The sequence below is a fragment of the Flagellimonas profundi genome, assembly GCF_017313275.1.
GTDB classification, from domain to species: Bacteria; Bacteroidota; Bacteroidia; order Flavobacteriales; family Flavobacteriaceae; genus Flagellimonas; species Flagellimonas profundi.
On record NZ_JAFLNM010000001.1, the window covers coordinates 1,134,120 to 1,158,946 of the forward strand.

Annotated in this window: 27 protein-coding genes and 1 pseudogene; 27 read left to right on the plus strand and 1 reads right to left on the minus strand. The window is 38.6% G+C overall.

Annotation, left to right across the window (positions count from 1 at the left end; genetic code table 11):
• The 7 genes and pseudogenes from J0654_RS05270 to J0654_RS05300 all read left to right on the plus strand — a co-directional run bounded on the left by J0654_RS05270 (window position 1) and on the right by J0654_RS05300 (window position 5,588).
• Window positions 1-777 carry a DUF6090 family protein gene (locus tag J0654_RS05270; RefSeq protein ID WP_207026607.1) on the plus strand — a complete coding sequence of 259 codons (777 nt, stop codon included), beginning with the start codon at window positions 1-3 and terminating at the stop codon, window positions 775-777.
• Window positions 774-1,538, plus strand: coding sequence for a DUF6090 family protein (locus J0654_RS05275; RefSeq protein ID WP_207026608.1), 765 nt, complete (start codon window positions 774-776; stop codon window positions 1,536-1,538). Before J0654_RS05270 ends, J0654_RS05275 begins: the two co-directional genes overlap by 4 nt.
• Window positions 1,522-1,698 (plus strand): annotated as a pseudogene (locus J0654_RS05280) (DUF6090 family protein); the annotation flags it as partial. The gene J0654_RS05275 and the pseudogene J0654_RS05280, both read left to right, overlap by 17 nt.
• Before the next feature lie 69 nt (window positions 1,699-1,767).
• Window positions 1,768-2,688 (plus strand): leucine-rich repeat domain-containing protein, encoded by a 921-nt coding sequence (locus J0654_RS05285; protein WP_207026609.1) that lies wholly within the window; start codon window positions 1,768-1,770, stop codon window positions 2,686-2,688.
• 96 nt (window positions 2,689-2,784) lie between these two features.
• On the plus strand, window positions 2,785-4,461 hold the full coding sequence (locus J0654_RS05290; protein ID WP_207026610.1) for a hypothetical protein: 1,677 nt from the start codon (window positions 2,785-2,787) through the stop codon (window positions 4,459-4,461).
• Window positions 4,462-4,887: 426 nt separating this feature from the next.
• The gene (locus J0654_RS05295; protein ID WP_207026611.1) at window positions 4,888-5,301 is read left to right on the plus strand and encodes a hypothetical protein; all 414 of its coding nucleotides are present in this window, start codon (window positions 4,888-4,890) and stop codon (window positions 5,299-5,301) included.
• 62 nt (window positions 5,302-5,363) lie between these two features.
• Window positions 5,364-5,588: an SHOCT domain-containing protein gene (locus J0654_RS05300; RefSeq protein WP_207026612.1), complete on the plus strand. Its 225-nt coding sequence runs from the start codon at window positions 5,364-5,366 to the stop codon at window positions 5,586-5,588.
• Between the two features lie 164 nt (window positions 5,589-5,752).
• Here J0654_RS05300 and J0654_RS05305 read toward each other — a convergent pair whose 3' ends face one another.
• Window positions 5,753-6,058 (minus strand): hypothetical protein, encoded by a 306-nt coding sequence (locus tag J0654_RS05305; RefSeq protein WP_207026613.1) that lies wholly within the window; start codon window positions 6,056-6,058, stop codon window positions 5,753-5,755.
• 360 nt (window positions 6,059-6,418) lie between these two features.
• Between J0654_RS05305 and J0654_RS05310 the strand changes: the two genes are divergently transcribed.
• The 20 genes from J0654_RS05310 (at window position 6,419) to J0654_RS05405 (ending at window position 24,806) form a co-directional block, all read left to right on the plus strand.
• A complete protein-coding gene (locus J0654_RS05310) occupies window positions 6,419-7,360 on the plus strand; it encodes a pentapeptide repeat-containing protein (protein WP_207026614.1) in 942 nt (313 codons plus the stop codon).
• Window positions 7,357-8,268 carry a nucleotidyltransferase domain-containing protein gene (locus J0654_RS05315; RefSeq protein WP_207026615.1) on the plus strand — a complete coding sequence of 304 codons (912 nt, stop codon included), beginning with the start codon at window positions 7,357-7,359 and terminating at the stop codon, window positions 8,266-8,268. Before J0654_RS05310 ends, J0654_RS05315 begins: the two co-directional genes overlap by 4 nt.
• Window positions 8,269-8,364: 96 nt before the next feature.
• The gene (locus tag J0654_RS05320) at window positions 8,365-9,057 is read left to right on the plus strand and encodes a hypothetical protein (protein WP_207026616.1); all 693 of its coding nucleotides are present in this window, start codon (window positions 8,365-8,367) and stop codon (window positions 9,055-9,057) included.
• Between the two features lie 79 nt (window positions 9,058-9,136).
• The gene (locus tag J0654_RS05325; RefSeq protein ID WP_207026617.1) at window positions 9,137-9,619 is read left to right on the plus strand and encodes a hypothetical protein; all 483 of its coding nucleotides are present in this window, start codon (window positions 9,137-9,139) and stop codon (window positions 9,617-9,619) included.
• Between the two features lie 16 nt (window positions 9,620-9,635).
• Window positions 9,636-10,109, plus strand: a complete 474-nt coding sequence (locus tag J0654_RS05330; protein WP_207026618.1) for a hypothetical protein — start codon at window positions 9,636-9,638, stop codon at window positions 10,107-10,109.
• Window positions 10,110-10,258: 149 nt separating this feature from the next.
• Window positions 10,259-10,852, plus strand: coding sequence for a hypothetical protein (locus tag J0654_RS05335; protein ID WP_207026619.1), 594 nt, complete (start codon window positions 10,259-10,261; stop codon window positions 10,850-10,852).
• Between the two features lie 109 nt (window positions 10,853-10,961).
• Window positions 10,962-12,164, plus strand: coding sequence for a serine hydrolase domain-containing protein (locus J0654_RS05340; protein ID WP_207026620.1), 1,203 nt, complete (start codon window positions 10,962-10,964; stop codon window positions 12,162-12,164).
• 102 nt (window positions 12,165-12,266) lie between these two features.
• Window positions 12,267-12,767, plus strand: a complete 501-nt coding sequence (locus J0654_RS05345) for a hypothetical protein (protein WP_207026621.1) — start codon at window positions 12,267-12,269, stop codon at window positions 12,765-12,767.
• Window positions 12,768-12,837: 70 nt separating this feature from the next.
• The gene (locus J0654_RS05350; protein WP_207026622.1) at window positions 12,838-13,224 is read left to right on the plus strand and encodes a VOC family protein; all 387 of its coding nucleotides are present in this window, start codon (window positions 12,838-12,840) and stop codon (window positions 13,222-13,224) included.
• Between the two features lie 126 nt (window positions 13,225-13,350).
• A complete protein-coding gene (locus tag J0654_RS05355) occupies window positions 13,351-14,241 on the plus strand; it encodes a hypothetical protein (RefSeq protein WP_207026623.1) in 891 nt (296 codons plus the stop codon).
• Between the two features lie 206 nt (window positions 14,242-14,447).
• Window positions 14,448-15,215, plus strand: a complete 768-nt coding sequence (locus J0654_RS05360) for a DUF6090 family protein (RefSeq protein WP_207026624.1) — start codon at window positions 14,448-14,450, stop codon at window positions 15,213-15,215.
• Between the two features lie 95 nt (window positions 15,216-15,310).
• Window positions 15,311-16,348, plus strand: a complete 1,038-nt coding sequence (locus J0654_RS05365; RefSeq protein WP_207026625.1) for a methyltransferase — start codon at window positions 15,311-15,313, stop codon at window positions 16,346-16,348.
• 119 nt (window positions 16,349-16,467) lie between these two features.
• Window positions 16,468-17,211, plus strand: coding sequence for a DUF6090 family protein (locus J0654_RS05370; protein ID WP_207028059.1), 744 nt, complete (start codon window positions 16,468-16,470; stop codon window positions 17,209-17,211).
• Window positions 17,212-17,215: 4 nt separating this feature from the next.
• Window positions 17,216-17,698 carry a hypothetical protein gene (locus tag J0654_RS05375; protein ID WP_207026626.1) on the plus strand — a complete coding sequence of 161 codons (483 nt, stop codon included), beginning with the start codon at window positions 17,216-17,218 and terminating at the stop codon, window positions 17,696-17,698.
• A 207-nt stretch (window positions 17,699-17,905) separates the two neighbouring features.
• Window positions 17,906-18,544 (plus strand): hypothetical protein, encoded by a 639-nt coding sequence (locus J0654_RS05380; protein WP_207026627.1) that lies wholly within the window; start codon window positions 17,906-17,908, stop codon window positions 18,542-18,544.
• A 151-nt stretch (window positions 18,545-18,695) separates the two neighbouring features.
• Entirely contained in the window at window positions 18,696-20,531 is a 1,836-nt protein-coding gene (locus J0654_RS05385) for a phytoene desaturase family protein (protein ID WP_207026628.1), read from the plus strand.
• Between the two features lie 199 nt (window positions 20,532-20,730).
• A complete protein-coding gene (locus J0654_RS05390; RefSeq protein WP_207026629.1) occupies window positions 20,731-21,474 on the plus strand; it encodes a DUF2268 domain-containing putative Zn-dependent protease in 744 nt (247 codons plus the stop codon).
• A gap of 150 nt (window positions 21,475-21,624) precedes the next feature.
• Complete coding sequence (locus J0654_RS05395) at window positions 21,625-22,170, plus strand: hypothetical protein (protein ID WP_207026630.1); 546 nt, start codon at window positions 21,625-21,627, stop codon at window positions 22,168-22,170.
• Between the two features lie 63 nt (window positions 22,171-22,233).
• Window positions 22,234-22,641, plus strand: a complete 408-nt coding sequence (locus J0654_RS05400; RefSeq protein ID WP_207026631.1) for a thiol-disulfide oxidoreductase DCC family protein — start codon at window positions 22,234-22,236, stop codon at window positions 22,639-22,641.
• Window positions 22,642-22,751: 110 nt separating this feature from the next.
• Window positions 22,752-24,806 carry a DUF4139 domain-containing protein gene (locus tag J0654_RS05405; RefSeq protein ID WP_207026632.1) on the plus strand — a complete coding sequence of 685 codons (2,055 nt, stop codon included), beginning with the start codon at window positions 22,752-22,754 and terminating at the stop codon, window positions 24,804-24,806.
• Window positions 24,807-24,827 lie beyond the last annotated feature (21 nt).

Consider the following 24,827-nt stretch of genomic DNA (forward strand, 5'->3'; position numbering starts at 1 on the left):
ATGAAACTCTTTAGGAACATCCGCAAGTTGCTCCTCAATGAAGGTAAAACCGGCAAGTACCTCAAATATGCCCTGGGGGAAATCGTTTTAGTGGTGATCGGGATCTTGATCGCCCTACAGATCAACAATTGGAATGAAAACCGAAAGCTGGAAAACAGCAAGGTGAATTTGATGCTGGCCATAAAAAAAGAATTATTGATCAACCTGGAGACTTTAGAGGATTACGATCACGGTTTAAACCAAAGCAATTCCAAATTCAATAAAGTACTCAGCTTCTCAGCAGATAACACTTTGCTGCCCACAGATAGTCTGAGGCAGTATTTATCTCAAATGGTATATTCAATTACACTGTCCTTTTTAACTACCGTTCAAGAAGAAGCCATTTCATCCGGAAAGTTTGAGCTATTGAGCGATAGCCTTAGGCAAAGGCTTTCCTTATTAAAGGATTATGCCAATGCAAGAAACTCCATCGCTGATCAGATTCAAAAGAATTACTATTACAACAGTACAGATGAGCTTGCAGTGATAATGGCCAAATTATCCATAGAACCAACTGTACCGGAGCGAATTAGAGCTCATCCCCTAATCCCCATGCATCCCGAATTTGTATTGGACGATGCCGCCCTGGTCACACTTATAAAAGAACCTGAAACCTATCTGGCGCTGAAAAGTCTTTATAAAAACTTTAGGGACGAAGAAATTTGGGTGAAATACGGACTCCTTTCCCTTACCCGACAATCTCTCGACCTAATTGATAAAGAATTGAACGAATTATGATCAAACTCTTTAGGAACATCCGACAAAATCTTCTCAACGAAGGGAAGACAGGTAAATACCTGAAATATGCCCTGGGGGAAATCATATTGGTGGTGATAGGGATCTTGATCGCTCTGGCCATTAACAACTGGAACCAAAACAGAAGCAGTACAGCTTTGGCGAATCTTCATTTAAAAACGGTATCCCAAAATATCAAGGAAGATCTTGTTCAACTCAATTACATGCATAAGTTTACCGATACTACCTTAACGTATTCCAAGAAACTTGCCAGACAATTCCAGACATTGGATCCTGTAGACGATAAAACAACAAAGTATATGTTTTACCTTTTACTGGAAAAGTCGACATCGCCCAATAAAAGTGGTATGGAAACCATTAATAATTCAGGTGAATTATCCTTTGTGGATAAAAACATTCAGGATATGATCTTAAATTATTACACCACTCTTGATCATATTTTGGCTCGTGAAGAAATTTCCAATACGTTTATCAAGAATAGGTACGAACCCTATTTTTTTGAACATTACAGTTTTACCGTAAATCCAAAAACACGTTGGAAAACGGTTCAGGATTATTACAAAGAGGACCCACGAACACCTAAAGCCCTTGACAGCGCAGGTTTTTTAAACGACAATCCATTTGAGGCCATGGTTTTTGGAAGGCATTTTCAGATAAAACAACAACATGTGCTTTATAAAGAGGCGATAGACCAGGCCAATCAGCTTTTATTAAAAATTAACGCCAATGATCAAGTTTTTTAGGAACATCCGCAAATCGCTCCTCAACGAAGGTAAAACCGGTAAGTACCTGAAATATGCCCTGGGGGAAATTCTGTTGGTGGTGATCGGCATCTTGATCGCCCTGCAGATCAACAATTGGAACGAGAATCGAAAAAATGCCCGAATGCCAATTAAAATGTTAAATCCGTCTGAATACATGTAACAGTTCAATGGATATGCAGTCTTATGGGTTCATCATCAAAAAACACAAGTGATACATTCAATCAAAAGCCCAAAGAACATTGGATTGGTTCTGGCTACATTCACCTTCCTAATTACCTCATGTTCAAAGGATAATTCCAGCGAAGACCCGATCATCAATAAATATCTGAATATACCCGACAATCATTTTGAAACGATTTTAATGGAACAGGGTATAGATTCCGATGGTATCGTGAATCAGCGCATGTTAAGGGCAGATGCCGAACAAGTGCATCGATTGGATTTAAACAGTAACAGTCACTTTGGTGAAATCGCAGACCTCACGGGAATCGAAGGATTTACAAATATTACTTTTCTATCGGTGGCTGGCCAAAACCTGAAAGACATCGATCTAAGTGCGAACACCCAATTGGACACCTTATATCTTCAGAACAATTACCTCACCTCTTTGGACTTGAGTAAGAATACCGATCTGATCATGGTCAATCTATTGGTAAACGAATTGACCGCCATTACCGGACTGGAGCAAGCAACCCGATTAAAGCGGTTGAACTTATCGTACAACTACTTTGAGGATTTTAGCCTTACCAATGCATCCATTGAACATTTGCTGATGAGCGACAACCTTTTAACGACTTTTGATTCCTCTGGAGCACCCCATCTAAAAAGTATATTGTTGACCACCAATCAACTGAGCACGGTGGATTTAAGCTCCAATCCATCCTTGGAAACCGTGGTGATCTCCAATAATGCGTTGCAAAACATCAGTCTAGAGGACAATCCAAACCTGATGTATTTTTATGCCTCTTCCAATGTATTGAGCACTTTGGATGTAAGCCAAAATACTGCGCTTATCGATTTACGAGTGGATAGAAACCCGGATTTAAGCTGCATCAAAATCCATAGCGGACAGGAAATACCTACGGTATTTTTATCCGAATATCAAGAACTCAACGAGCTTTGCAACTAAATGTTTCTCAAGTAACAACTCCATGATCATGTAAACGAACTTTTGTTTTTAACGGATATTTCGCCGAACTTGAAATCCTCTAAAAACATCAACCCATTGAAAACAACCACCACCCTCCTCTCCTTGGTAATGCTGTTCTTGCTCAGCTGCCAAACCGATACAAAAGAAAGTACCGCGGAAACCTCGACCAAAACCGAAAATTTCACCACCAACGATTACCAAGATCTAGTGGCCCTGTTCAAGGAATGGAGAACCTTCGAAAATCCTCCGCTGTTGAATGGAGCTCCCGATTACCGAGCGGAAACCTTCGAGAAGCGTTGGCCCAAGTTCAAGGAGCTGCAATCACAACTACAGGCTATCGACACCACCGATTGGTCCGTGGAGAACCAAGTGGATTGGATGATCGTTTGGGCCGAAATGAACGGGTATGACTTTAACCAACGCGTATTACAACCTTGGGTCCGCGATCCCGCTTATTACAAAGTGGTTTGGGAATACAAAAGCGATGTGCCCGCCCACGAAGGGCCCACCAATCACGGTACTACGGAACTATGGACCTATACCTTCCCCTTATCCGAGGAGGAACGGGCTAGGCTCCTGACCGACCTACAGGTAATTCCACCCTTTTATGCCCAGGCCAAGAAAAACCTGACCGGGAACGCCCGCGATCTATGGATCACCGGTATTCGGGATATCCAAAACCAGAGCGTGGTACTCACCGACTTAAAAAAGAACGATGCCGTTACCAACGATGCCGAACTGGTGGCCGTTATCGATGAGGGTATAGCTGCTACCAACGACCTTGTTCAATGGCTGCAGGCCGAATCCGAATCCAAAACCGGCCCTTCGGGCATTGGGAAGGATAATTACACCTGGTATTTGCAACATGTGCACTTGGTGCCGTTGACTTGGGAAGATGAGGTCATGATCCTAAAACGGGAGCTCGCCCGGGCGTGGGCCTCCTTGAAATTGGTGGAGCACAACAACAGGAAGCTACCGGAACTGGAAGCAGTGGACTCCCCCGAAGCCTATGATAACATGGCTGATGTTTCTGCCAAAAGCTTGATGGACTTTTTGGCGCAACAGGACATTGTTACCGTAAAACCGTATTTTGATCCCGCCCTACGCGAGCATTTGGGGGAATTTATCCCCAAGGAAAAACGTAATTTCTTCGAGATCGGCGAGCATTACGATGCCAGGCCCCTCTACTCCCATTTTTACCATTGGTTTGAACTGGCGCGCATGGATATTGAGCCCCATAAAAGTGAGATACGGAAAGGCCCCTTGTTGTACAACATTTGGGATTCCAGAAACGAAGGGACCGCCACGGCCGTGGAAGAAATGTTTATGCAGGCCGGTCTGTACAACGATAGCCCAAGGGCCAAGGAGATCGTATACATTATGATCGCGCAGCGTGCGGCCAGAGGTTTGGGCTCGTTATATGCCCACGCCAACGAAATGACCATGGAAGAGGCCGGGGGCATCCACAGCGAATACACCCCGCGTGGTTGGATGAAGACCGAAAAAGAGCTACTCATTTTTGAGCAACATCTCTATTTGCGGCAACCCGGGTACGGAACAAGTTATATTACCGGTAAATATCTGTTGGAAACCGCCCTGGCCGATTATGCCCGACTGCAAGAGCTGCAGGGCGAACCCTTTGTAGTAAAGGACTTTTTTGATACGTTGAACAGCATTGGGAACATCCCTATTTCGTTGGGGCATTGGCAAATGACGGGCTCCAAGGAGCATTTAAAGCCCATTATAGAGTAAACGCAGCATAAAACAAAAGGAAAGAGGGCCGTACAAGGCCCTCCCACCCTTTACCCATCAACCCATCACCCTTTCACCCTTTCACCCTTTCACCTTTCACCCATCACCTTTCACCCATCACCCATCACCCTTCACCCATAACCCTTCACCCATAACCCTTCACCCTTCACCCTCAACCCATCACCTATAACCTATAACCTATAACCTTTCACTTTCACCTTCACCCTTCAACCCATCACCCATCACCCTTCACCCTTCACCCTTCACCCATCACCCTTCACCCATCACCCTTCACCCTTCACCTTTCACCTTTAACCCATCAACCTCCCACCCGCACCAATTTCATGCCGTAAAATTTCATAAACCTATTGATATTCAGTAACTTTAATGTAGTTGATTGAGATTTTGAAATAAAATCAGATGATTATGGATATAAAATTTAATTCAGCAGTGATTTTGGCACTCACATGTATTCTTGTGGGGTGTTCACAGGCACAAAACCAAAGTGCCGAGGAGCTATTAAGGGATCCCAATATGCAGGATGCCATTATGGAAAACATTGCCAGCGACCATCAAATGATGATGAACATGATGGGGCATATGGTAAATAATGAACATGCGATGCAAATGATGGCGCAAAACCAAGATATGATGCATAGCATGATGGGAAACAGGCAGGCCATGATGAACATGATGATGAAGGACAGCACATTTTCCAATATGATGATGGGCAATATGCTGGAAATGATGGAGCAGGATTCCGCTTTTGGCAGCAGAATGTCCCATAGGATGATGGGCAACCAACACATGATGGACATGATGGACATGATGGAACATTAAAATGGTTGGCGTAGCACACACAATTTCCAACGTATGGACAAAAGCAGTAAAACAACAATGCCATGCATGATTTCAACTGGCATAATTGGGGCTCGGGCATGATGTGGTTTATTTGGATTCCGCTGATTCTTGTTGGCGTGTGGATCATTCTTAAGCTCATGAAAACCAATGGGTTCAACGAGCAAAAAAAGGAATCACCGTTGGAGATCCTCAAAAGAAGATATGCCAACGGTGAGATCTCCACGCAAGAATATGAGCAGCGGAAAAAGATGATCGAGAAGGATTGAGGGATGTGGCCCAATGCCTTAAGGTAGGCGATGCTGTAAACGATTACGTTGTCGCCCTGGTCGGCTTATGGCCCACCCTTTCACCCATCACCATTCACCCTTCACCCATCACCCATCACCCATCACCCATCACCCATCACCATTCACCCTTCACCCATCACCCATCACCCATCACCCTTCACCCTTCGCCCTTTCCCCGTCTCACCAACAACCTCCTCAATACACTCCCACAGTACTTTAACACTGAAGAGCGCATACTTTTCTTTTTCATCAATAGGTTCGTTGGAAAAATACACGGCAATATCGTGCAGCAGTTTTAGGGATTTTACCAGATCGGGACCATCCAAATAATTGGCGTAGTCCAACAATTGTACTTGGGCCGGGGTAAGCATTTGGGAAATTTTGGGAGCGCTTTGCGCCTCCGCGCTACTGCCTTTTGGGCAGTTTTCTTGACCTTTTGAGTGTAGCATAACAAAAGAAAATTAAGTTAAATTGAGGACAGGTCACTGCTACACTCATCAAAGCGGTGCCTTGAAGGTCTGGGGACTTTCACCCTTTTGCCTGTCCTTTAATTATTCAAATGAGGTTGGATAGGACACCTTAATTTCGATAAGTGTAGCACTCCAAATATACACCTTATCTGGAAATGGAAAAACTGGAGTTCGTTGATAACTTCTTACAACTAGGCAGGTTACCTTATTGTTTTTGAAGGAAATTTCGGTGATATTAGGGGGCTAATGGTTAGAAATATCGGTAATACTCCTATTTCGGGGATAAGGGATGGGTTTTACATTCCTAGAAATAAGTTATGTAGCATTTGAAAACAAAAGATGAGTAAAATAATTAAAAAGTTTTGGGATTTAGACGAAAAAGAATTCAATAGAAAAATTGTTTCTCAAGTTGAATTCTACACGGCGCTCAAAAGTGCAGATGACTTTAAAAATTTTGTTTATTGGCCTAATGAGTTAAGCCCTAAAGAAAAGCACGAATACAAAATTGAAAATAAAACTTTTACCAATTGTAGTTTCGCTTTCACTAAATTTGAGAATATAATTTTTCAAAATTGTAAATTCTATAATTGCAAATTTAATCACTCGATAATTAAGGATTGTAGGTTTCACGATTGTAACTTTCAATATGTGAATATGTTTAAAGTTACAGTCAAAAAGACTTATATAGAACCAAATTCTTTTAGGAATATAATACCAAACATAAGAGACTTTATCGGTTGTGTTACTAACGCGAATATGTGCGTTACTTTTTTTCAAGAAATACTTGACAATTCAAAAGACGAAGGACAACCAGAGCATACAAAACAGGCAGATTATCATTTCAGAAAATGGAAAGGCCTAAATTATATTCAAAAAAAGTTTAAGCCCGAGAAAGATAGCAGAAGAACATCTAATTGGATGTTTATTAAAAAGTTTTTTCCAAATTTAAGTCTTTACCTTTTAACGGGTTACGGCTACAGAATACCAAACTTTCTCATAGTCTTTATAGCGGGTTTTAGCTTCTTTGCATATAAAAATCACTTAAATTGGAAAGGTTATGGCCTTAAACAAAAAGATTTGTCAATAGATGTATTTGACCCAATAGAACCCAATATAAGTTCAACACTTTATTACACTTTAGATTGCACAACTAAGCTTATTGACTCTCAATTTCAAGCCACTACAACTTTTGGAATGGGGTGGCTTACCGCACAGAGTTTATTTGGCTTCCTTCTATTAAGTGCTTTAATCACTATTATTCTAAACAAATTTGTAAGATGAAAAATTATAGTATAGCAATATTTGGTAGTTCTTTAAGGTCAGACTTTGATAAATACAGCGATAAGGATTTATTAATTGTAGCAGATGATTATGAAACTATGGAGAACTTAACAAAAATCTATTCAAAAGATGATTGGTCTATCTCTTTCTATACATACTCAAAACTTAAATATCTGTCAGAAAACGGCAGCCTATTTATAAAACATTTACAAAAAGAGTCGAAAATCATTATTGATAAAGATGATAGATTAAAAGATATATTAAATGAATTTATTCCAAAGAATAATTATGAAAAGGACATTAAAGATTGTGAGAGTTATTTTGACATAATTAAGACAGTGCCTAAAACTACTTTAGGTTATGCGTGGTTTTGTGATAGTCTTTTTGTTGGATTAAGGAATTATTTGGTTTTTAAAAATGCCGAAGATGGAATTTTTGAATTTTCATTTATAAAACTGCTGAAAAGATTGAAAGAGCAAAGATTAATAAATCAGTCTGACATTAATATATTAAGAGAATTAAGAGTTGTAAAAAGAAATTATAGAGAAGAAATTCTTGACGAGTTACCATCATTGGACTTCATAAAAAAAGTAATACCAATTGCAAAAGGTTTAGGAATTTTAGAATCTGTAAAGTTTGTCAATTCACAAAAATTTCAAAATATCATTGAAAAATCGATTATCAAGAGAAATTTTAATCCTTATCAAAGATTAAGATTGGTAGAAGGTTATTATTGCTCGCAAGCATTGAATATTCCAGAATTGAAAAAAATCATTAGTAATCCCCAATTTTATGCTTGTAAAATGAAAGATAATGATTTTACCCTCAATTTGATATCGGAAATAAAAAAACGCCCCACAAAAATGTGTTTAAGTAATAGCGGCTTAAGTGGCAAAACCAAAGTATAATTATGAAACGAAGGTCTGCGCTAAACTAAAAAGCTAGTGAGTAGGAATCCTCTATTACTCATACACTAGACCGCTACCTCCAATGGGAAAACAACTATGTCAATAAGAAGTAGATTTAAAGGAAGTAAGTATTGGGCTCTTCAAAGTTCAAGGATTATTTATGACTTTAAGTTTGACCCAATCAAGGCATATTTAGAAAGCACGGAGGAAATGATTCTTCAACAAGAAAAAAAACTAGCGGAAAAATATAATAAATGGAATGAAAAGCACGGAAATAAACCTGAAATGCCAAGCGCATTCGATGTTTATGAAATGGACATTTTAAACAGTTCTGAATTTCCCAATATTCTAAATCAATCCGTTTATCTTACTATTTACTCGACTTTTGAAAATGAATTTTTTAAACTGTGTGAATGGTGTCGAAGAGCGGAGAATATTAAAATCGGACCCAAAGACATCAAAGACCTAAATTATATCGGACAATGTAGAAAATTCGTTATGAAAGTGTTGGATGTGAATTTGGATAATCTAAATGAAAAATGGGCTGAAATAAGAAAATATCAAATAATTAGAAATTCAATCGCTCATAATAATGGAGTAATAAAATCAGCAAATCAAGATATTTTGAATTTTATTAATTCCTCGAATGGAATATCATTTGATATGGAAGAATCCAGAATTAAAATAGAATCAATCGAATTTTTGAAAACTCTGATTAATAAACTGACCGATTTTCTTTCTGAAACTGCTGAACAAATAATAGAAAGGAAAGATAGCACCCGCAAATAATAAAGACTATAATCCATTGCTCCCTCCTGCCTTGAACTAAATCCCCTACTTTTAAGAAAACACAATCCGAATTAAAATTTTGAGAAAAAAGGAACTATTTTGGCTTATCGGAACACTAGGTTTAGTGCTGCTCGCCTTACTTTGGATTTTCGGAATTGATGGCTTGACATTGGACGCAGTTACCGACATCAATGTGTACGACACCTATTTTGTGGTTGCGAAAATCCATCTGATCGCTTTAATTACAACGCTGATGTTCTTTGGTGTTTACCTCATCCGAATGTTAGGGCGAAACTTTAAAAACCTGACCGTCAATCTTATTTTTATGGTTTCGGACATCACCCTGATCGTGGTTTTCACATTTTTAATTTCGTTGGTAAATGCTGTTCGAGAAGTTCCCAGTGCCAGCGAATATGCCTCTTTGAGTGGCGGAATGGTGGAAAACGCAGGAAATGGATGGAACAACGCTTATTATATTTTGGGAGCGATACAGCTGATTTTAATACTACTGCTCACAGTAAGCGGAATAAAAACTGGACTGAATTATAAACGGAACGAATAAAAAAACAGAATGCTGAATGAACTATCGAAACCTGATTACCTATTTTATCGGAATATTTATTCTGATTTTAAATTCTTCTTGCTTTTCTAACAAACCCAACAGAGCTAGTAAGACGGAATCCAAAACAGAACAAAATTTTAAAAACAAATCTAGCGTTCCATTTATAGAAAACTGTGAAAATAATCAGACTGATGCTTGTTTTCAAAACTCAATAAGTGAAATAATATTGAATAAAGCGAATGAAAGAAATTTAGTTTTAGAAAAAGACACGTTACAAATTGGAATTAGAGTAAATGAAAACGGAACTCTAACAATTTTAGATAATATTACTTCAAATGAGTCTTTGAAAAAGATTGTGCCTGAAGCTATTTCTGATTTAAAAAATATAGAACCGGGTTATTTGGAAAGCCAGAAAAGATATATTAGTTCAGGATATAAATGGTTCATAATTATTGAAAATAATGAATTGAAAAACAAACTTGAATATTAAAAAACTACAGGCAACACTAGCTATAATCCGTTGCCCCTCCTTCTCCCCTAAACTAAATTCCCTACTTTTAAGAAAACAACCATTCATAGCCGAGGCCGTTGTGCCTCCAACACAAATTGAACTACACATTCAGCAACATAGAAAAGGATATGCTACAGCGGCTTAATAATTCTAAGCCCATTCGAATATGGACTGAATTTATAAAAGTCATATTTGAGTTTGAGCAATATTACGTAGAATTGGAATGTGTGCCTAAAATTGCGAGTTCACAAAATAGAGCTGACGAAGCTATGACCGTTGAAGTTCGAAAACATAACAAACAATACCTGCCCTGTAACAATGCCAAAGTACTTGTAGAAAACAAACCCATAACGGACATCAAATGTGTTCGGACTTTATTATACTTTACCGATTCGATGACATCACCTGACCTGGATGCTCACTGGAATAAGATCTTGAGTATTATTGGGGGAACAACTGAAAGAAAAATAAAGAAAATATTCGAGGAGTCTTCAAGTAGCTATCACGATCAAATTATATGCAAACCAAATTCGGAAGAATCCAAAAAGGTAAAAGAAGCATATTCCAATTTGATAGATGTTGGCATAATTTTATCCATTGGGGATAAATTTTTGCCTGCTTTTGTTCGAGGAAACGGATATGGGTTTGCTCATTTGGAAAGGAGACCGCTTATAACACGGGAAGAGCTAACAGAAGAATTGACCAAATATGAATTGAATTAAAAATCTTTCGCCAACACTAGCCATAATCCATTGCCCGCTCCTCCCCAAAACTAATTTCCTTACTTTTAAGAAAACTAACCATTTATAGCCGAGGCCATTGGCAACAATTATGAAAAAATTAATAGTACTATTTATACTCTTCAATTTATTTGGGTGCATAAACAGTGGACCACAAATAAAAAGAATAGACGATTCTCAAATTTCTAAATCAGAATTAACAGCTAAAATTAAATCGCTTGTTGATTCTGCCAACGTAACTGGAATTTCAATAGCCATTTTCAATAACAACAAAATTACTTACCAAAATTCTTTTGGGTATGCCAATATCAATAATAAAGACACATTAACCAATCAAACCGTTTTTTATGGAGCATCCTTAAGTAAGGCTGTTTTTGGATATTTGGTTGCTCAACTGGTGACCGAAGGAATATTGGACCTTGACAAACCTTTACAAGACTATCTTGACAAACCGCTTCCCACCATTGAATTCGAAAAGGAATGGAGAGGATACAAAAACCTTAAGAAAGACAAACGATATGAAAAAATTACTGCCCGGATGTGCTTATCTCATACCACTGGTTTCCCCAACTGGAGATGGATGACAAAAGAAAATGATTTTTTTCGGGAGGGTAAAATTCGTTTTACAGTGGAACCGGGAACAAGATATTCTTACTCCGGAGAAGGGATTCAATTACTACAATTTGTTATTGAACAAATCACTGGACAAGAACTTGAAAAACTGGCACAGGAACTCATATTTCATCCACTTCAGATGAATATGACAAGCTATGTATGGCAGGATAAATTCAATAACAAATATTGTAATGGCCACACAACGGAAGAAAAAATTATTCCAATAGATAAAGAAGATGAAGCAAATGCAGCAGGTTCTTTGTCGACAACACTTGAAGACTATTCAAAATTGATCAAACACATACTCGAACAAACCAGTCACAATTTACCCATAACTGATTTGTTATTCAGGCCAAACATTAGAATAAAATCAAAAACACAATTTGGACATCAGGCATGGGAAGACACAAACGAGAATGATTCAATAGAATTGAGTTATGGTCTTGGCTGGGGATTGCTCACCTCGCCTTATGGCAAAGGGGCATTTAAAGAAGGGCATGGAGAAGGATATCAACATTATTCTATTATTTTCCCAGAAAAAAATATAGGAATTATAATTCTATCCAATAGTGATAATGCGGAAAGTATCTTCAAAGAACTTTTAGAAATATCAATTAGAGATACATATACGCCATGGAAATGGGAAAGTTATATTCCCTATAATTATGAACAAAAATAACTGTTTACAACACCAGATATAATTTATTGCTCTCTCCTCCCCTAAACTAAATTCCCTATTTTAAGAAAACTAACCATTCATAGCCGAGGCCTATCATTTAAAATGCGTTTACAAACCTTTCTTATAATCCTATTCATTTGTTCCTGTAAACCAGATACTGGAAATAATAATGACGTTGAGAATGTAAACGCAACCAACATCAAGTTAGAATCTAAAAAAAGAATTCTTGATTCCTTAAAAGTATTTGGAAAATGGACTGAAGAGGTATGGGTCGGAGTTGAAAATAAAAATTTACCGCCACCCCCACCTGCAATTATTCCTGAACATGATTCGATATGGCCTCCATATTATGAGATTGACAAAAATGAAATCAGGCACTATTTCTTGGGGATTGATTCAGCAAAATATAAATTCGATAATTCCGATGTACTTGTTATGCCTGAAGGCTTGTGGACATACACTATTGGATATCAGAAAAAATGGCGGATTTTAAACGTTACTGACAGTATAATGGTTGTAGAAAGAAAATACAGTGAATATTACCGGAATGCTCCGGACCATATTGATGGAATCGACACCGTTACGTTTTATAAAAAACGCTAGCCAACAATGACTATAATCCATTGCTCCTATCCGCTAAACAAATTTCCCTACTTTTAAGAAAAGAAGTATAATGAAGATTGAACATATCGCCCTATGGACCTCGGATTTGGAAAAAATGAAAGAATTTTATCTGAATTTTTTCGAACTGGAATCCAATGAAAAATATTACAATCCAAAGAAAGAATTCAGTTCCTATTTTCTCTCCTTTAAAAAAGGAGCACGCATCGAATTAATGCACAGGCCCGATATTTCAGATTTCATGGATAACCTGGATGCCAAACTTGGCCTGACCCATTTTGCCATATCCGTTGGTTCGAAAAACAAAGTGGATGCCATTACCGAAACCATCCGTAAAAACGGATTTAAGGTCATCGGAGAACCTAGAACTACCGGAGATGGATATTATGAAAGTGTGATTGCCGACCCCGAAGGAAATTTGATTGAAATAACGGAATAAAGCGGTACAGGGGTAACAGTTATAATTCATAGTACCATCCTCCCCCTAAACTAAATTCCCTACTTTTAAGAAAACAAACACTGATAGCCGAGACGTTTGGTGGCGGTAATTAAAACAAAATTAACCTTGAGAAATATTGGAATTAAATTTTTAGCATTTGCATTTATAATATTTTTAAATGCTTGCAAAACTGAAAAATCAGAATCAAAGAAGAATGACTCTACAATAGAAGAAAACCTATACTTTGGTTACAAACCACCAGGATTAACACCCGAAATTTTTGTTCCCAAAAAGGGTACCTCCCAAGATTGGAAATTAGGAAATACCGACTCTTTGGATATGGATGAGTTTTATTTTACATATACGGGGAACAACCCCTTTGAGGACCCAGTAGTTGTGTATCGGAATGAGGGTAGTTATTACAGGGTCAATAAGTATAGCTTCAAACATAATCCCAGCGACAGTAATATCTTATATTCTAGATGGAATTACATAGAACGTACAGACTCTGGTTGGTCAAAAATTAAAAGCCTCGGCCCAATGTTCGATAGGGAAGATTGGGGCATTATGGTGATGTCAGTTTCGGCTAAAGGCACCTTGGTTTTTGATGACTATAAAAGTAACGACGTAATCCGAATGTCAAGGATTATAGACGGTAAACGTGAAGAACCTAAATTACTTGGTAAACATATTAATACAGGAAAATGGACAGCTCACCCATTTATAGCTCCTGATGAATCATTTTTAATATGGGGTAGTGAGCGCGAAGATGGATATGGTATGTCCGATAATTATATCAGCTTTCGACAGCAAGATGGTTCATGGGGTCCTGCCATTAATATGGGGGATAAGATAAATTCAGAACTAGTAGAAAATGGTGCAAGGTTAACCCCAGATGGAAAATATTTGCTTTTTGGAAGGTCGGAAGAAAAAGAAAGAGAAGATGGCAGCACATATTGGGAGAGTACAAACTATTGGGTCGATGCCAAGATTATTGAAACCTTTAAAGTTCAATAATCATTTCATGTAAAAATTTAAGCGTATAAAATACAACTACCGTCAACACTGGCCATAATCCATTGCCCGCTCCTCCCCTAAACTAAATTCCCTACTTTTAAGAAAACAAACAACCCAAGGGCGAATCCATGGCCGAAAGGGTTGTACCACATTCCTTCAGCATCCAATTCATTAAAAATCATATCTTTAGAGGAAACCAACCTCCAATGATCAAGTTCTTTAGAAAAATTAGGCAAAAATTACTCTCTGAAAATAAATTCAGCAAGTATCTGATTTATGCTATCGGTGAGATCATTCTAGTAGTAATCGGTATTCTAATAGCTATTCAACTAAACGATTTTAATGGAGATAGAAAAGAACGTGAAAAGGAATTATCCTTTCTTCAAAAACTGAAAGATGATATCCATTTGGATATACAGGATTTAACGTTGAGAGATTCCATTTTGGCTGTTTATCAATCCAATCAAGAAAAAGGGTGGGAATTATTTCTTGAAGCAGAATCAGTAAAGGACATGTTAACCCTTGATTCTCTCATTCAATTCCGTTGGCAAAGTTTTGCAGTAAATAGAAAGACCTATGATGAAATGATCAATACCAGTGGCATTTACATTATTACGAACAGGGATTTGCTAAATGATTTGAGTGATCATTATGCTTTAATAGAATTGTACCAACAAAACTTTAGAGAGATTAATGAAGATTCACGGGAGTATTATAAAGCCTCCAATTTAGACCATTTTGATTTTATAAAAAGGCACTATGGCGATCGATCATTCGATGTTACAAGTATTGATACTACCTGGATCAGCAATCATAATTCTCCTACTTATTTAGCCTTATCCAGATTCTATAGTCATGTGATAAACGCTGTTAATGGAGTCCAGCGAAGGTACATCACGGAAATACTTTCAAATAGCAAAGAATTGGTAGCTGAAATAGAACTGGAATTAAGAAAAAATAATATCAAAAATTAACGAAAGTACAAACAATGTATATAAGTCATTATAACAGTTCGTATATGAACCGTGGGCACAAATTGAAAAATATATACTAACTAAACAACTGCATTATGGAAACTACCATTAAACATCAAATCGACCCTTCTAAAATAATTCAAATCGGAATGGGATTTTGGGCTTCAAAAACCTTGCTTACAGCTGTTAATATGGGCCTGTTCACCCATCTGGCCAATGAACCGTTATCGGGCGAGGCAATTAAAAATGCTTTGGGGTTGAATGAAAGATCCCTATACGATTTTCTAGACACCTTGGTAGCATTGGGTTTTTTGCAACGTTCGGGACTAAAAGAGAATGCTGTATATAGTAATTCAGGCGATTCAGATTTGTTTTTGGATAAAAATAAACCAAGCTACATTGGAGGCATTTTAGAAATGTCGAACAATAGATTGTACCCGTTTTGGAACGATTTGGAAACGTGTCTAAAAACAGGCAAGCCACAAAATGAGATGAAAGATGGAGGTAAACCACTTTTTGAAGCTATTTATGCAAATGAAAATAGACTAAGGGAATTCATACACGGTATGGGAGGTGTTCAAGCCGGGAACTTTATGAAGCTGGCGCATGATTTTGATTTTTCGAAGTATAAAACGCTTTGTGATGTAGGGGGATCCGGTGCCAATTTCTCGATTCATGTTACAAAAAACAACAATCACATGAATTGCATTTCTTTTGATCTTCCCCCTGTAAGTCCAATTGCAAAAGAAAATGTAGAAGCATTTGGATTAAGTGATAGAATAGTGGTCGTTTCAGGCGATTTTTTCATAGATGACCTACCAAAGGCAGACGTAATCACTATGGGAAATATTCTCCATGATTGGGGTTATGAGGACAAAGTAATGTTGATAAGAAAGGCTTATAAAGCCTTACCTGAGGGAGGAGCCCTTATTGTTATTGAAAATATTATTGATGATCAAAGAAATAAGAATGCATTCGGATTAATGATGTCATTGAATATGGCTATCGAAACAGAACACGGTTTTGATTTTACAGCCTCCAACTTTGATCAATGGGCAAAAGAGGCAGGATTTGGCCAAACGAGTGTGATGCCCTTGACCGGTCCGTCAAGTGCTATTATCGCTATAAAGTAAATGTCTCTTTGCCAATGAGGGAAAAAGAGCATTAAAGCCTGTTTTATACACGTCTTTGCTACTTATTGATTCAATATCCAATTCATTAAAAACCATATCTTTAGGGAAACCAACCCAAGATGATCAAGTTCTTCCGGAAAATCCGCCAACAACTACTAGTAGAAAATAAGTTTAGAAAATACCTAGCCTATGCCATTGGGGAAATTGTATTGGTGGTTATTGGAATTTTGATTGCCCTACAGATCAATAACAAGAATCAGGAAAGAATCAATAGAGATTATGAACTAACGATGCTGAATGAAATTAAGGAGGCCCTGGATAAAGACATATACAACATGGAGGGCGGAATTAAAAATCTTGAAGAATTAAAACAAAGCGTTATTGTATTGACAACTGTTCGAAATGGATCAACTTACCCTCACGATTCACTGGTCTACCATTTTAACAATGTAAGACAAGGAGGTATTGCGCTTGCAATCAATTATAGTCCATACGAGTCCATCAAGTCCACAGGATTGGATAAAATTTCAAATTCCGAACTTAGAAATAGCATTACGGATTTATACGAGGTAAAATTAAAAGCAGTTGAGTTTTGGGTCAATGAATTTATTAGAAGAAAACTGTATGAGAAAAATGACTTGGTCGCTGCCATATTTGAAAAAGAAATTATCCCCGACACAACAGATGGTATAAAAGTGGAATATATCATAAATCATGAGTTGATTTATACCAACGATCAATTCGATGACTTTCTAGTTGCTTCTGGTGGTTATATACCCATTGCCGTTAGAAATATCAGTTACGCAATAAAAGAAATGAAATCCCAGGCAAAAGAAATAACATCAGAACTGGAAAAAAACTAAGGATATGTTAGAAACACTGGAAGAATATGCATTGATCGCTGAAATAATATCAGCGGTTGCCATTATTATATCCTTGATATTTGTTGGTGTTCAAATCAAAGCCAATACAAAAGCAACACAGGCATCAACTTTTCATGAAATTGCAGCTTTGGACATCAACATACTGCTCAATTTTAGCAGTTCTCCAGAATTGGCAAGATTGATAACATTATTTAGAGATGATCCCGACTCCTTGAGCGAGGAAGAACAAATTCATGGTTTTTACCTGTTCGGTGCAGAAGTTCGGCACGTCGAAAATTTATTTTTGCAAAACGAGAACAAAATGTTGAGCGCCAAAAATTGGAGATCTAGAAAAGCACTGGTCGATGGAGTTGTACTCTCCGCTGGATTTGGAGCATTGTTAAAACATCCGTTCAGCAAATTTTTTGATGGCTCATTTATAGAGTATGGCAGGAATCAAAGAAAAAAACACGGGATAAAAGAATAATGTTGACTGTCAAAATAGTAAAGCACTATATCCAATAATAGCTTTAAGTAATTGTTCCCTCCTGCCTTGAACTAAATTCCCTACTTTTAGGTAAGCAAACAACCAAAGGAATGGTTTCGTACTGCGGCCTTGACTCACTGGAAAATCGTACCGGCCGCCAATCACAAAGAATCCATAGCCGAGATTGTCACCATACATTTGTTTAAAATGAGGAATACGATAAACCAAAAAGGATTATTTAAATTTCTTCCCACCATAGGGATTCTGGTGTTTATAGGTATTTACTTTTATGCTTCCAAACTATACCCTGGAGGTTCGCTGGTAGATGTAAATTCAGCAGGTTTTGATTGGCTCAACAATCATTGGTGCAATTTAATGCGTGAAAATGGCTTGAATGGAGTTCAAAATGGAGCAAGGCCCGTTGCCATTGCCGGTATAACCATCCTTTGCGGTAGTATGATCATCTTTTTCTTTCAGTTTGCGGACCATTTTGAAAAAAATGGAAATTGGAAAAATATAATTCGAATTTCGGGGACTTTGGCCATGTTATCAGCATGTTTCATTTTTACTATATACCATAATATTATGACAACCATTTTAAGTGTATTTGGCACCATGGTCATCATCGGAATGCTACGGGCCCTGTACAAAAACCGGTTGATCTTTTTAATGGTAATGGGAGTATTTTGTATTCTAATTGTTGGGTTGAACAACTTCTTCTACTACAATGAAAATCTAACTCAATATTCTCCTATCATTCAGAAAATTGCTTTTGTCCTGATTCTTTCCTGGACGGTTTGCCTTAATTTGACCATCAATAAAAGTGCATTAAAACAAAGGCTATAATGCATTGTTTCTTCTTTCCTTAAACTAAACTTCCTGCTTTTAGAAAAAGACAGGGAACTGACGATCATCATTACTTAATAGGGTTTAAATAGATAGTTTTAAAGGTTATTTAAACAATTAACTATCAATCAATTATAACCTATTATCAGTCATGAAATACAATACCATTATCATAGGAGGCGGATTGGCAGGATTAACCGCTGGAGCGACGCTCTCAAAATTTGGAAAGAAAGTTCTTTTATTAGAGCAGCATCACAAGCCTGGTGGCTGTGCAACCACATTTAAACGAGGAGATTTTATTATAGAAGTTGGGCTACACGAAATGAGCGGACTCACAGAAAATGGTTCAATAACGCGAATATTTAAAATGCTCGACGTGCAAAAACATGTGGATTTCCAAAAAGTACCTGAGTTTTATGGGGTGGTTTCCGATAAAGAGGATTTTGTGATGCCACATGGATATGCTGCAGCTGCCAAGGCATTGATAGATAAATACCCGGAAGAGGAAAAAGGGATCAAACGTTTTATGAAGTTGATAGCAGGAACACGAAAGGATGCCACCAGTCTTCCACGTTCGCCTTTGGTACAAAAACTGATTTATCCATTGATGCCATTACTTTACCCTAATCTAGTAGAGGCAACCAAACATACCGTTGGATCTTGGTTGGATAAGTACATTGCCAATGAAGATGCGAAATTAGACCTCATAGCCCATATTGTTTATTGGGGAGATGATCCTTATACACTGTCAATGTTCTACTTTGCTGTACCATTTTCGGGCTTTATTGAGAATGGCGGCCATTTTATAAAAGGTGGGTCACAACAGCTTTCCAATTACCTTGCATCCTATATCGAAAATAACGGCGGTACCGTACTCTTGGGTAAAAAAGCGGAAAAGATCATTACGGAAAATGGCAAGGCAACTGGGGTTATGTTTCGTGATAGCTTTAATACGAATTCAGAACCTGTTACGGTTTTATGTGACAATGTGATAGCCAATTGCGCCATTCCTTTGGTATCATCGATGTTGGATGAACCTTATTCGACCCAGCTTCAACAAAAAATTAGCTCGAAAATTAATTCATGTTCGCTGTTGTGCATGTATCTTGGCTTCAATACCGATGTGGAACAGTTTGGCGTAAAATACTATTCGAACGTTTTTCAAGGGGATGGTGTAATGACATTAAAGGATATTAAAAATAACCATCACGGTGATTGGGCCAAACGTAGATTCATTTTTGTGGACTATAACAAGGTAGATGCCGGACTTGCACCACCTGACAAATCTGAAGGTGTGATTTGTACGGTTGACTATATTGAAGACTGGGAAACTTTAAGCAAAGAAGAGTACGATGCCAAAAAAGAAGAAGTAGCCCAAATTTTATTGCAACGTTTGGAAAAGCAATATCCAGGAATTCGAAAGAGTATAGCGTACTACGAAGTATCCACATCCATGACCATTGAACGCTATACCCTTAACCCAAGCGGTTCGGTCTATGGCTACGCTCAAACTAAAGACCAGATAGCAAATAAGCGATTTAGAAACAATTTCTTGATCCCCAATGTATACTTTGCATCGGCATGGGCTTTCCCAGGAGGTGGTTTCGAAGGGTCGATTCAGGGAGGTTTCTTGGCTGCATTGCAAATGAACCAGGATAAAATTTGGTCCGAATGTGATGATGAAAAGTATGTTGATGAAAGGTTAGTTCAGTTAATGGAACGCAAAATAGTGGATGACAACACACTGGAATTATCCTTTGCTAAACCAGCCTCTTTTGAAAACCTAAACGGTGAGCATGCTATTCTAGAACTTATAAACCCAAAAGAATCAACACTGGATTTACCTTATCGTTGGCTTCCTATAGATTCCAATGGGGAGGACAAAAACGTAAGATTCCAAATTAAAAAGGATAACAGCAGCTTCTCTAAAAGTTGCGAACATATCGATATCGGGGATAAGGCTATTGTGTATGGACCTTTTGGGTAGTTAAAAATAGCAGGAAATCACAACATTGGCCATAAGTACAAGTACCGAGTCATTTCGATAGGAGATGTAACGCATCGATTGGGAAATCTAGATTTCTTGCACGCCCTTCGGTTGGTTCCGAATGACAATTTCTAGCGTTCCATTTCCTTTTGATGTAACATTTTTGCTTCTACAGAGTCTACAGGTAAAACAAACATCAATGAAATCAATCAAAATCCTATCATTCCTTCTTGCGCTATTAGTCATCAGCAATTGTAAAAACACATCGAACAGCACAAAAACCACAAGTTCCATTATCTCCTTTACCGAAGCAGGTGGAAAATTCACCCCTTCACAAAAAGAGCTCATTCGCGAAGTGGCATTGGAATCGGAAAAAGAAATCAGAGCCCTATTGCCCACCCTACCGGACAGCATAAAGGTATCCTTGGAAATTGTGGATTGGGACCTTGATATGGTAGGTGGCGTTACCGGACGTACGGAAACCAATGTTCCTCCTGTAGTGCTCATTCAAATCTCGGAGAAATACCCGGGAGGCGTTACCCAAGCAACGCAAACGGCACTTAAGCATACTATTTTCCACGAATTCCACCATTTATCACGCGGTTGGGCCATTCAGGACAACAAATATGGACCCGGCATATCCATAGCGGCCATAAACGAAGGCCTGGCCGTTGTATTCTCCGAGGATTATACCGGTGAAAGCATGGAAGCGGATACCCCGCCAGAAGCAGCTATTGCGGAGCAATGGGTGGAAGAGATCAGGTCGTTGCCCCTAAATGCCAACTATCAACATTGGATGTTCCAACACCCCGATGGCCGGTTGGCGGTCGGATACCGTACCGGAAATTATCTGATCAGAAAGGCCATGACAAAATCGGGCAAGGACGTTCTAGAACTTAGTGAACTCACTCCCGATGAAATATATCAGTTGGCCGGGTATTGAAAAGAAACGGTATTGTTTTTCATTGTCGGAAATCAAATTAATTTACTGAATACAAGCACATTATTTGTATCTTAATAGTCTGCCCGGTAGTCTAAAAACGTTCGTCCTACTTCTTTGGCTCAAAATAGAGCAACCAAACCTATAAGTAAGATGAAAAAACCGTTTAAGATTTTTATCGTTACCGGATTATGTACACTTTGTTTTTTAAGTGTTTCCGGTCAAGAGAAAGTAAACCTGGCAGCAACTATCGGAGTACCTGATTTAATAAGTATCGGAGCCCGATTTCAAATGAAGCAATCCCAACTGGGGCTAAGCTATGGTTTTGGGACCATAAATGATTCCTACAATACTACTTATGTCATCTCACTGGATTATTTCAATCACTTTAGTGGGCAATCCAAATATACGGATAGACGACCTTGGTACCTTAGGGGTGGACTCAATTACCTGGTAGATGAAACAAGCAGTTTTAAGGACACCTACCTGTATACGAACCTTCGGATGGGCAGGGATTTTAATCTATCCAAAAGGTTTGGGATTACTTTAGATCTTGGGCTCTTGTTGGAGCTTTCGTATAACAGAACTGAAAAAGAACCCGTGGTACTCCCCTATTGGTTCAATTTTGACTGGGGATCCTCCACGGCCGACTCCAAAGTGTTGCCCGCTTTATCGTTCGGTCTTTTTTATCGTTTATAATAGTACACGTGGTGTTATGGGTTAATATTTCCAATACAGCTACTTCCACACTATCTTTGCAGCGTGGAAAACGGTAAAAAGATCATCTTGTTCGATGGGGTCTGCAACCTCTGCAACAACGCTGTCCAATTTGTAATTAAAAGGGACAAAAAGGATATATTCCGGTATGCGGCCCTACAGAGCGAAGCGGGGCAACAATTGGTGGGTCAACGCCATATTGATACCAGCAAAGTGGATTCCATTATCCTTATTGAGCCCGGCGTGGCCTATTATACCAAATCCGACGCTGCCCTGGAAATCGCAAAAGACCTGGGAGGCTTATGGAAATTGACCTCCGTTTTCACATGGATTCCCTCCTCTATCCGAAACGCTATCTATGACTTTGTGGCCAAAAATCGCTATAAATGGTTTGGCAAACAGGAGTCTTGCATGGTTCCGACCCCGGAGCTAAAAGCCAAATTTTTGGATTGACTCATCAAAACCCAGGGTTCCCTAAGCCAACTGACCCATTCACACTATTCCCGGTTTTAATTGGAACATTTGAAGTATAGGTTTGGATAAACAATTAAAATCCAACCATTATGAAGAATACAGTCATTCTATTTTTGTGTGTACCCTTCCTACTATTTGCCAATACGATAAAAACTCCTTCTAAAATAAAGGAAGTCACCGTTTATCTCAATGGGGCCCAGATAACACGAACAGCTTCCTGTCTGCTAAAAGAGGGGTCGAACGAAGTGGTTTTTACAGGGCTATCCCATAAAATTGATGAGAGCAGCATTCAAATTTCAGGACTAGGTGCCGTTTCCATTTTAGCTATCGCATACGACACCAATTTCCTTGAAAAAACCGAGAGCAACCCGAAGATCAAAGCATGGGAAAACACTATTGAAGAACTGGAATATGAAGTTTCATTGGTAAAGAATACCATTGCAGGTCTCGAGGAAGAAGAAAAGGTAATCACCTCCAATAGAATTGTAAATGGCGACAGTCAGGTTTTAGATCTGGAAAGAATCAAACAGGTTGGTCAATATTACAGAGAGCGCATTACCAGCATTAAAAATGAAATTTTCAAGGCCCATTTAAAAATAAATAAACTAAAGCTGGAAATCAACGATCTACAGCAACAGTTGGCCGAGGCAAACAATGCCAAAGCGACTCCACAAGGGGAAATAACCATTACTTTTGATGCACCGATTTCCACCAACCTGAACGCTTCACTGTCCTACTTGGTAAAAGATGCGGGGTGGGTGCCCAATTACAACATTAAATCCTCTGGATTGAACGCACCGCTTTCCTTGGCATACAAGGGCAACGTATACCAAAATACGGGGCAGGATTGGAAAAATGTAAAGATCGCTTTGTCCACAGGCAATCCAAATCACAATATCAGCAAACCCAAAATTGAGGTCCATTATTTGAACTTTGTGAGTGCCTATCAAAAAAGGTACACCCCGGCTACAAAGAAAAAGGGATATGCCTTTAATCCCAATGTAAAAAAAGTGGTTGGGACCATTACCGACGAATCCGGTGCTCCACTGCCCGGAGTAAACGTTGTGATCAAAGGCACCACAAAGGGCACACAAACCGATTTTGATGGCAATTATGCTTTGGAGGTGCCCTTTGGTCAAGAATTGACCTTTTCCTATATCGGGATGCGTCCTTACGAATTGCCCATTTACTCCTCCATTATGAACGTTCGTATGGAAGAAGATGCACAACATTTGGATGAAGTGGTGGTAACAGCTTATGGTACTGCTGCTGCAGGGGCGGTTACCGGCGAACGAAGTTTACAAGGCAGAGTAGCAGGGGTTTCCATTAGAGGTGCTTCCAAGGCGACCAGCACCCCCCAACCCCTTTACATTATAGACGGAGTACCTGTTGACAATTTTGTTGAGGGTGACTTGGACGCAAACGAAATCCAGGATATTGAGGTGCTGAAAGGCTCCAATGCTTCTGCCATTTATGGAAACCGGGGAATCAATGGTGTCGTGGTCATAACAACCAAGAAAAGTGATACCCAAGAAGGAGCAACCAGAACAGAATTTACCATTAAAAAACCCTATACCGTTTTGTCCGATGGCGATATTACGTCCGTTGAAGTGAATACCTATAACATACCGGCTACCTACGAATATTTTGCTGCCCCCATATTGAATGAAAATGTATATCTCACCGCCAGTTTTAAAGATTGGGAGAAACACCAGCTATTACCAGGTGAAGCCAATATCTACTTTGAAGGTTCCTATGCCGGTAAAACCGTTTTGGACCCGTATACAACAAAAAAAGAAATGATCTTATCGTTGGGTATTGAGCACAATATCACGGTAACAAGGCAGCAGGAACGTAATTTTAAAAGTAAACCCTTTGTGGGCAGTAACCGGATATTAGATCGCAGTTATGTACTGGAGGTTAAAAATAACAAGAACAGCTCCATCAATCTAAAACTTATGGATAGGATACCTAAATCACAGAACAAGGAGATCAAAGTGGATGATATTGTGACCAATAATGCGACGTATGACCAGAACAAAGGTTTATTGACCTGGAATATGGCAATGGAACCTAAATCCGTGGAAAAGGAAAGCTTCTCTTTTCAGGTAAGGTTCCCAAAAGGAAGATATATCTCCCTCTAAAACCAAAAAAGACCTCCAAAA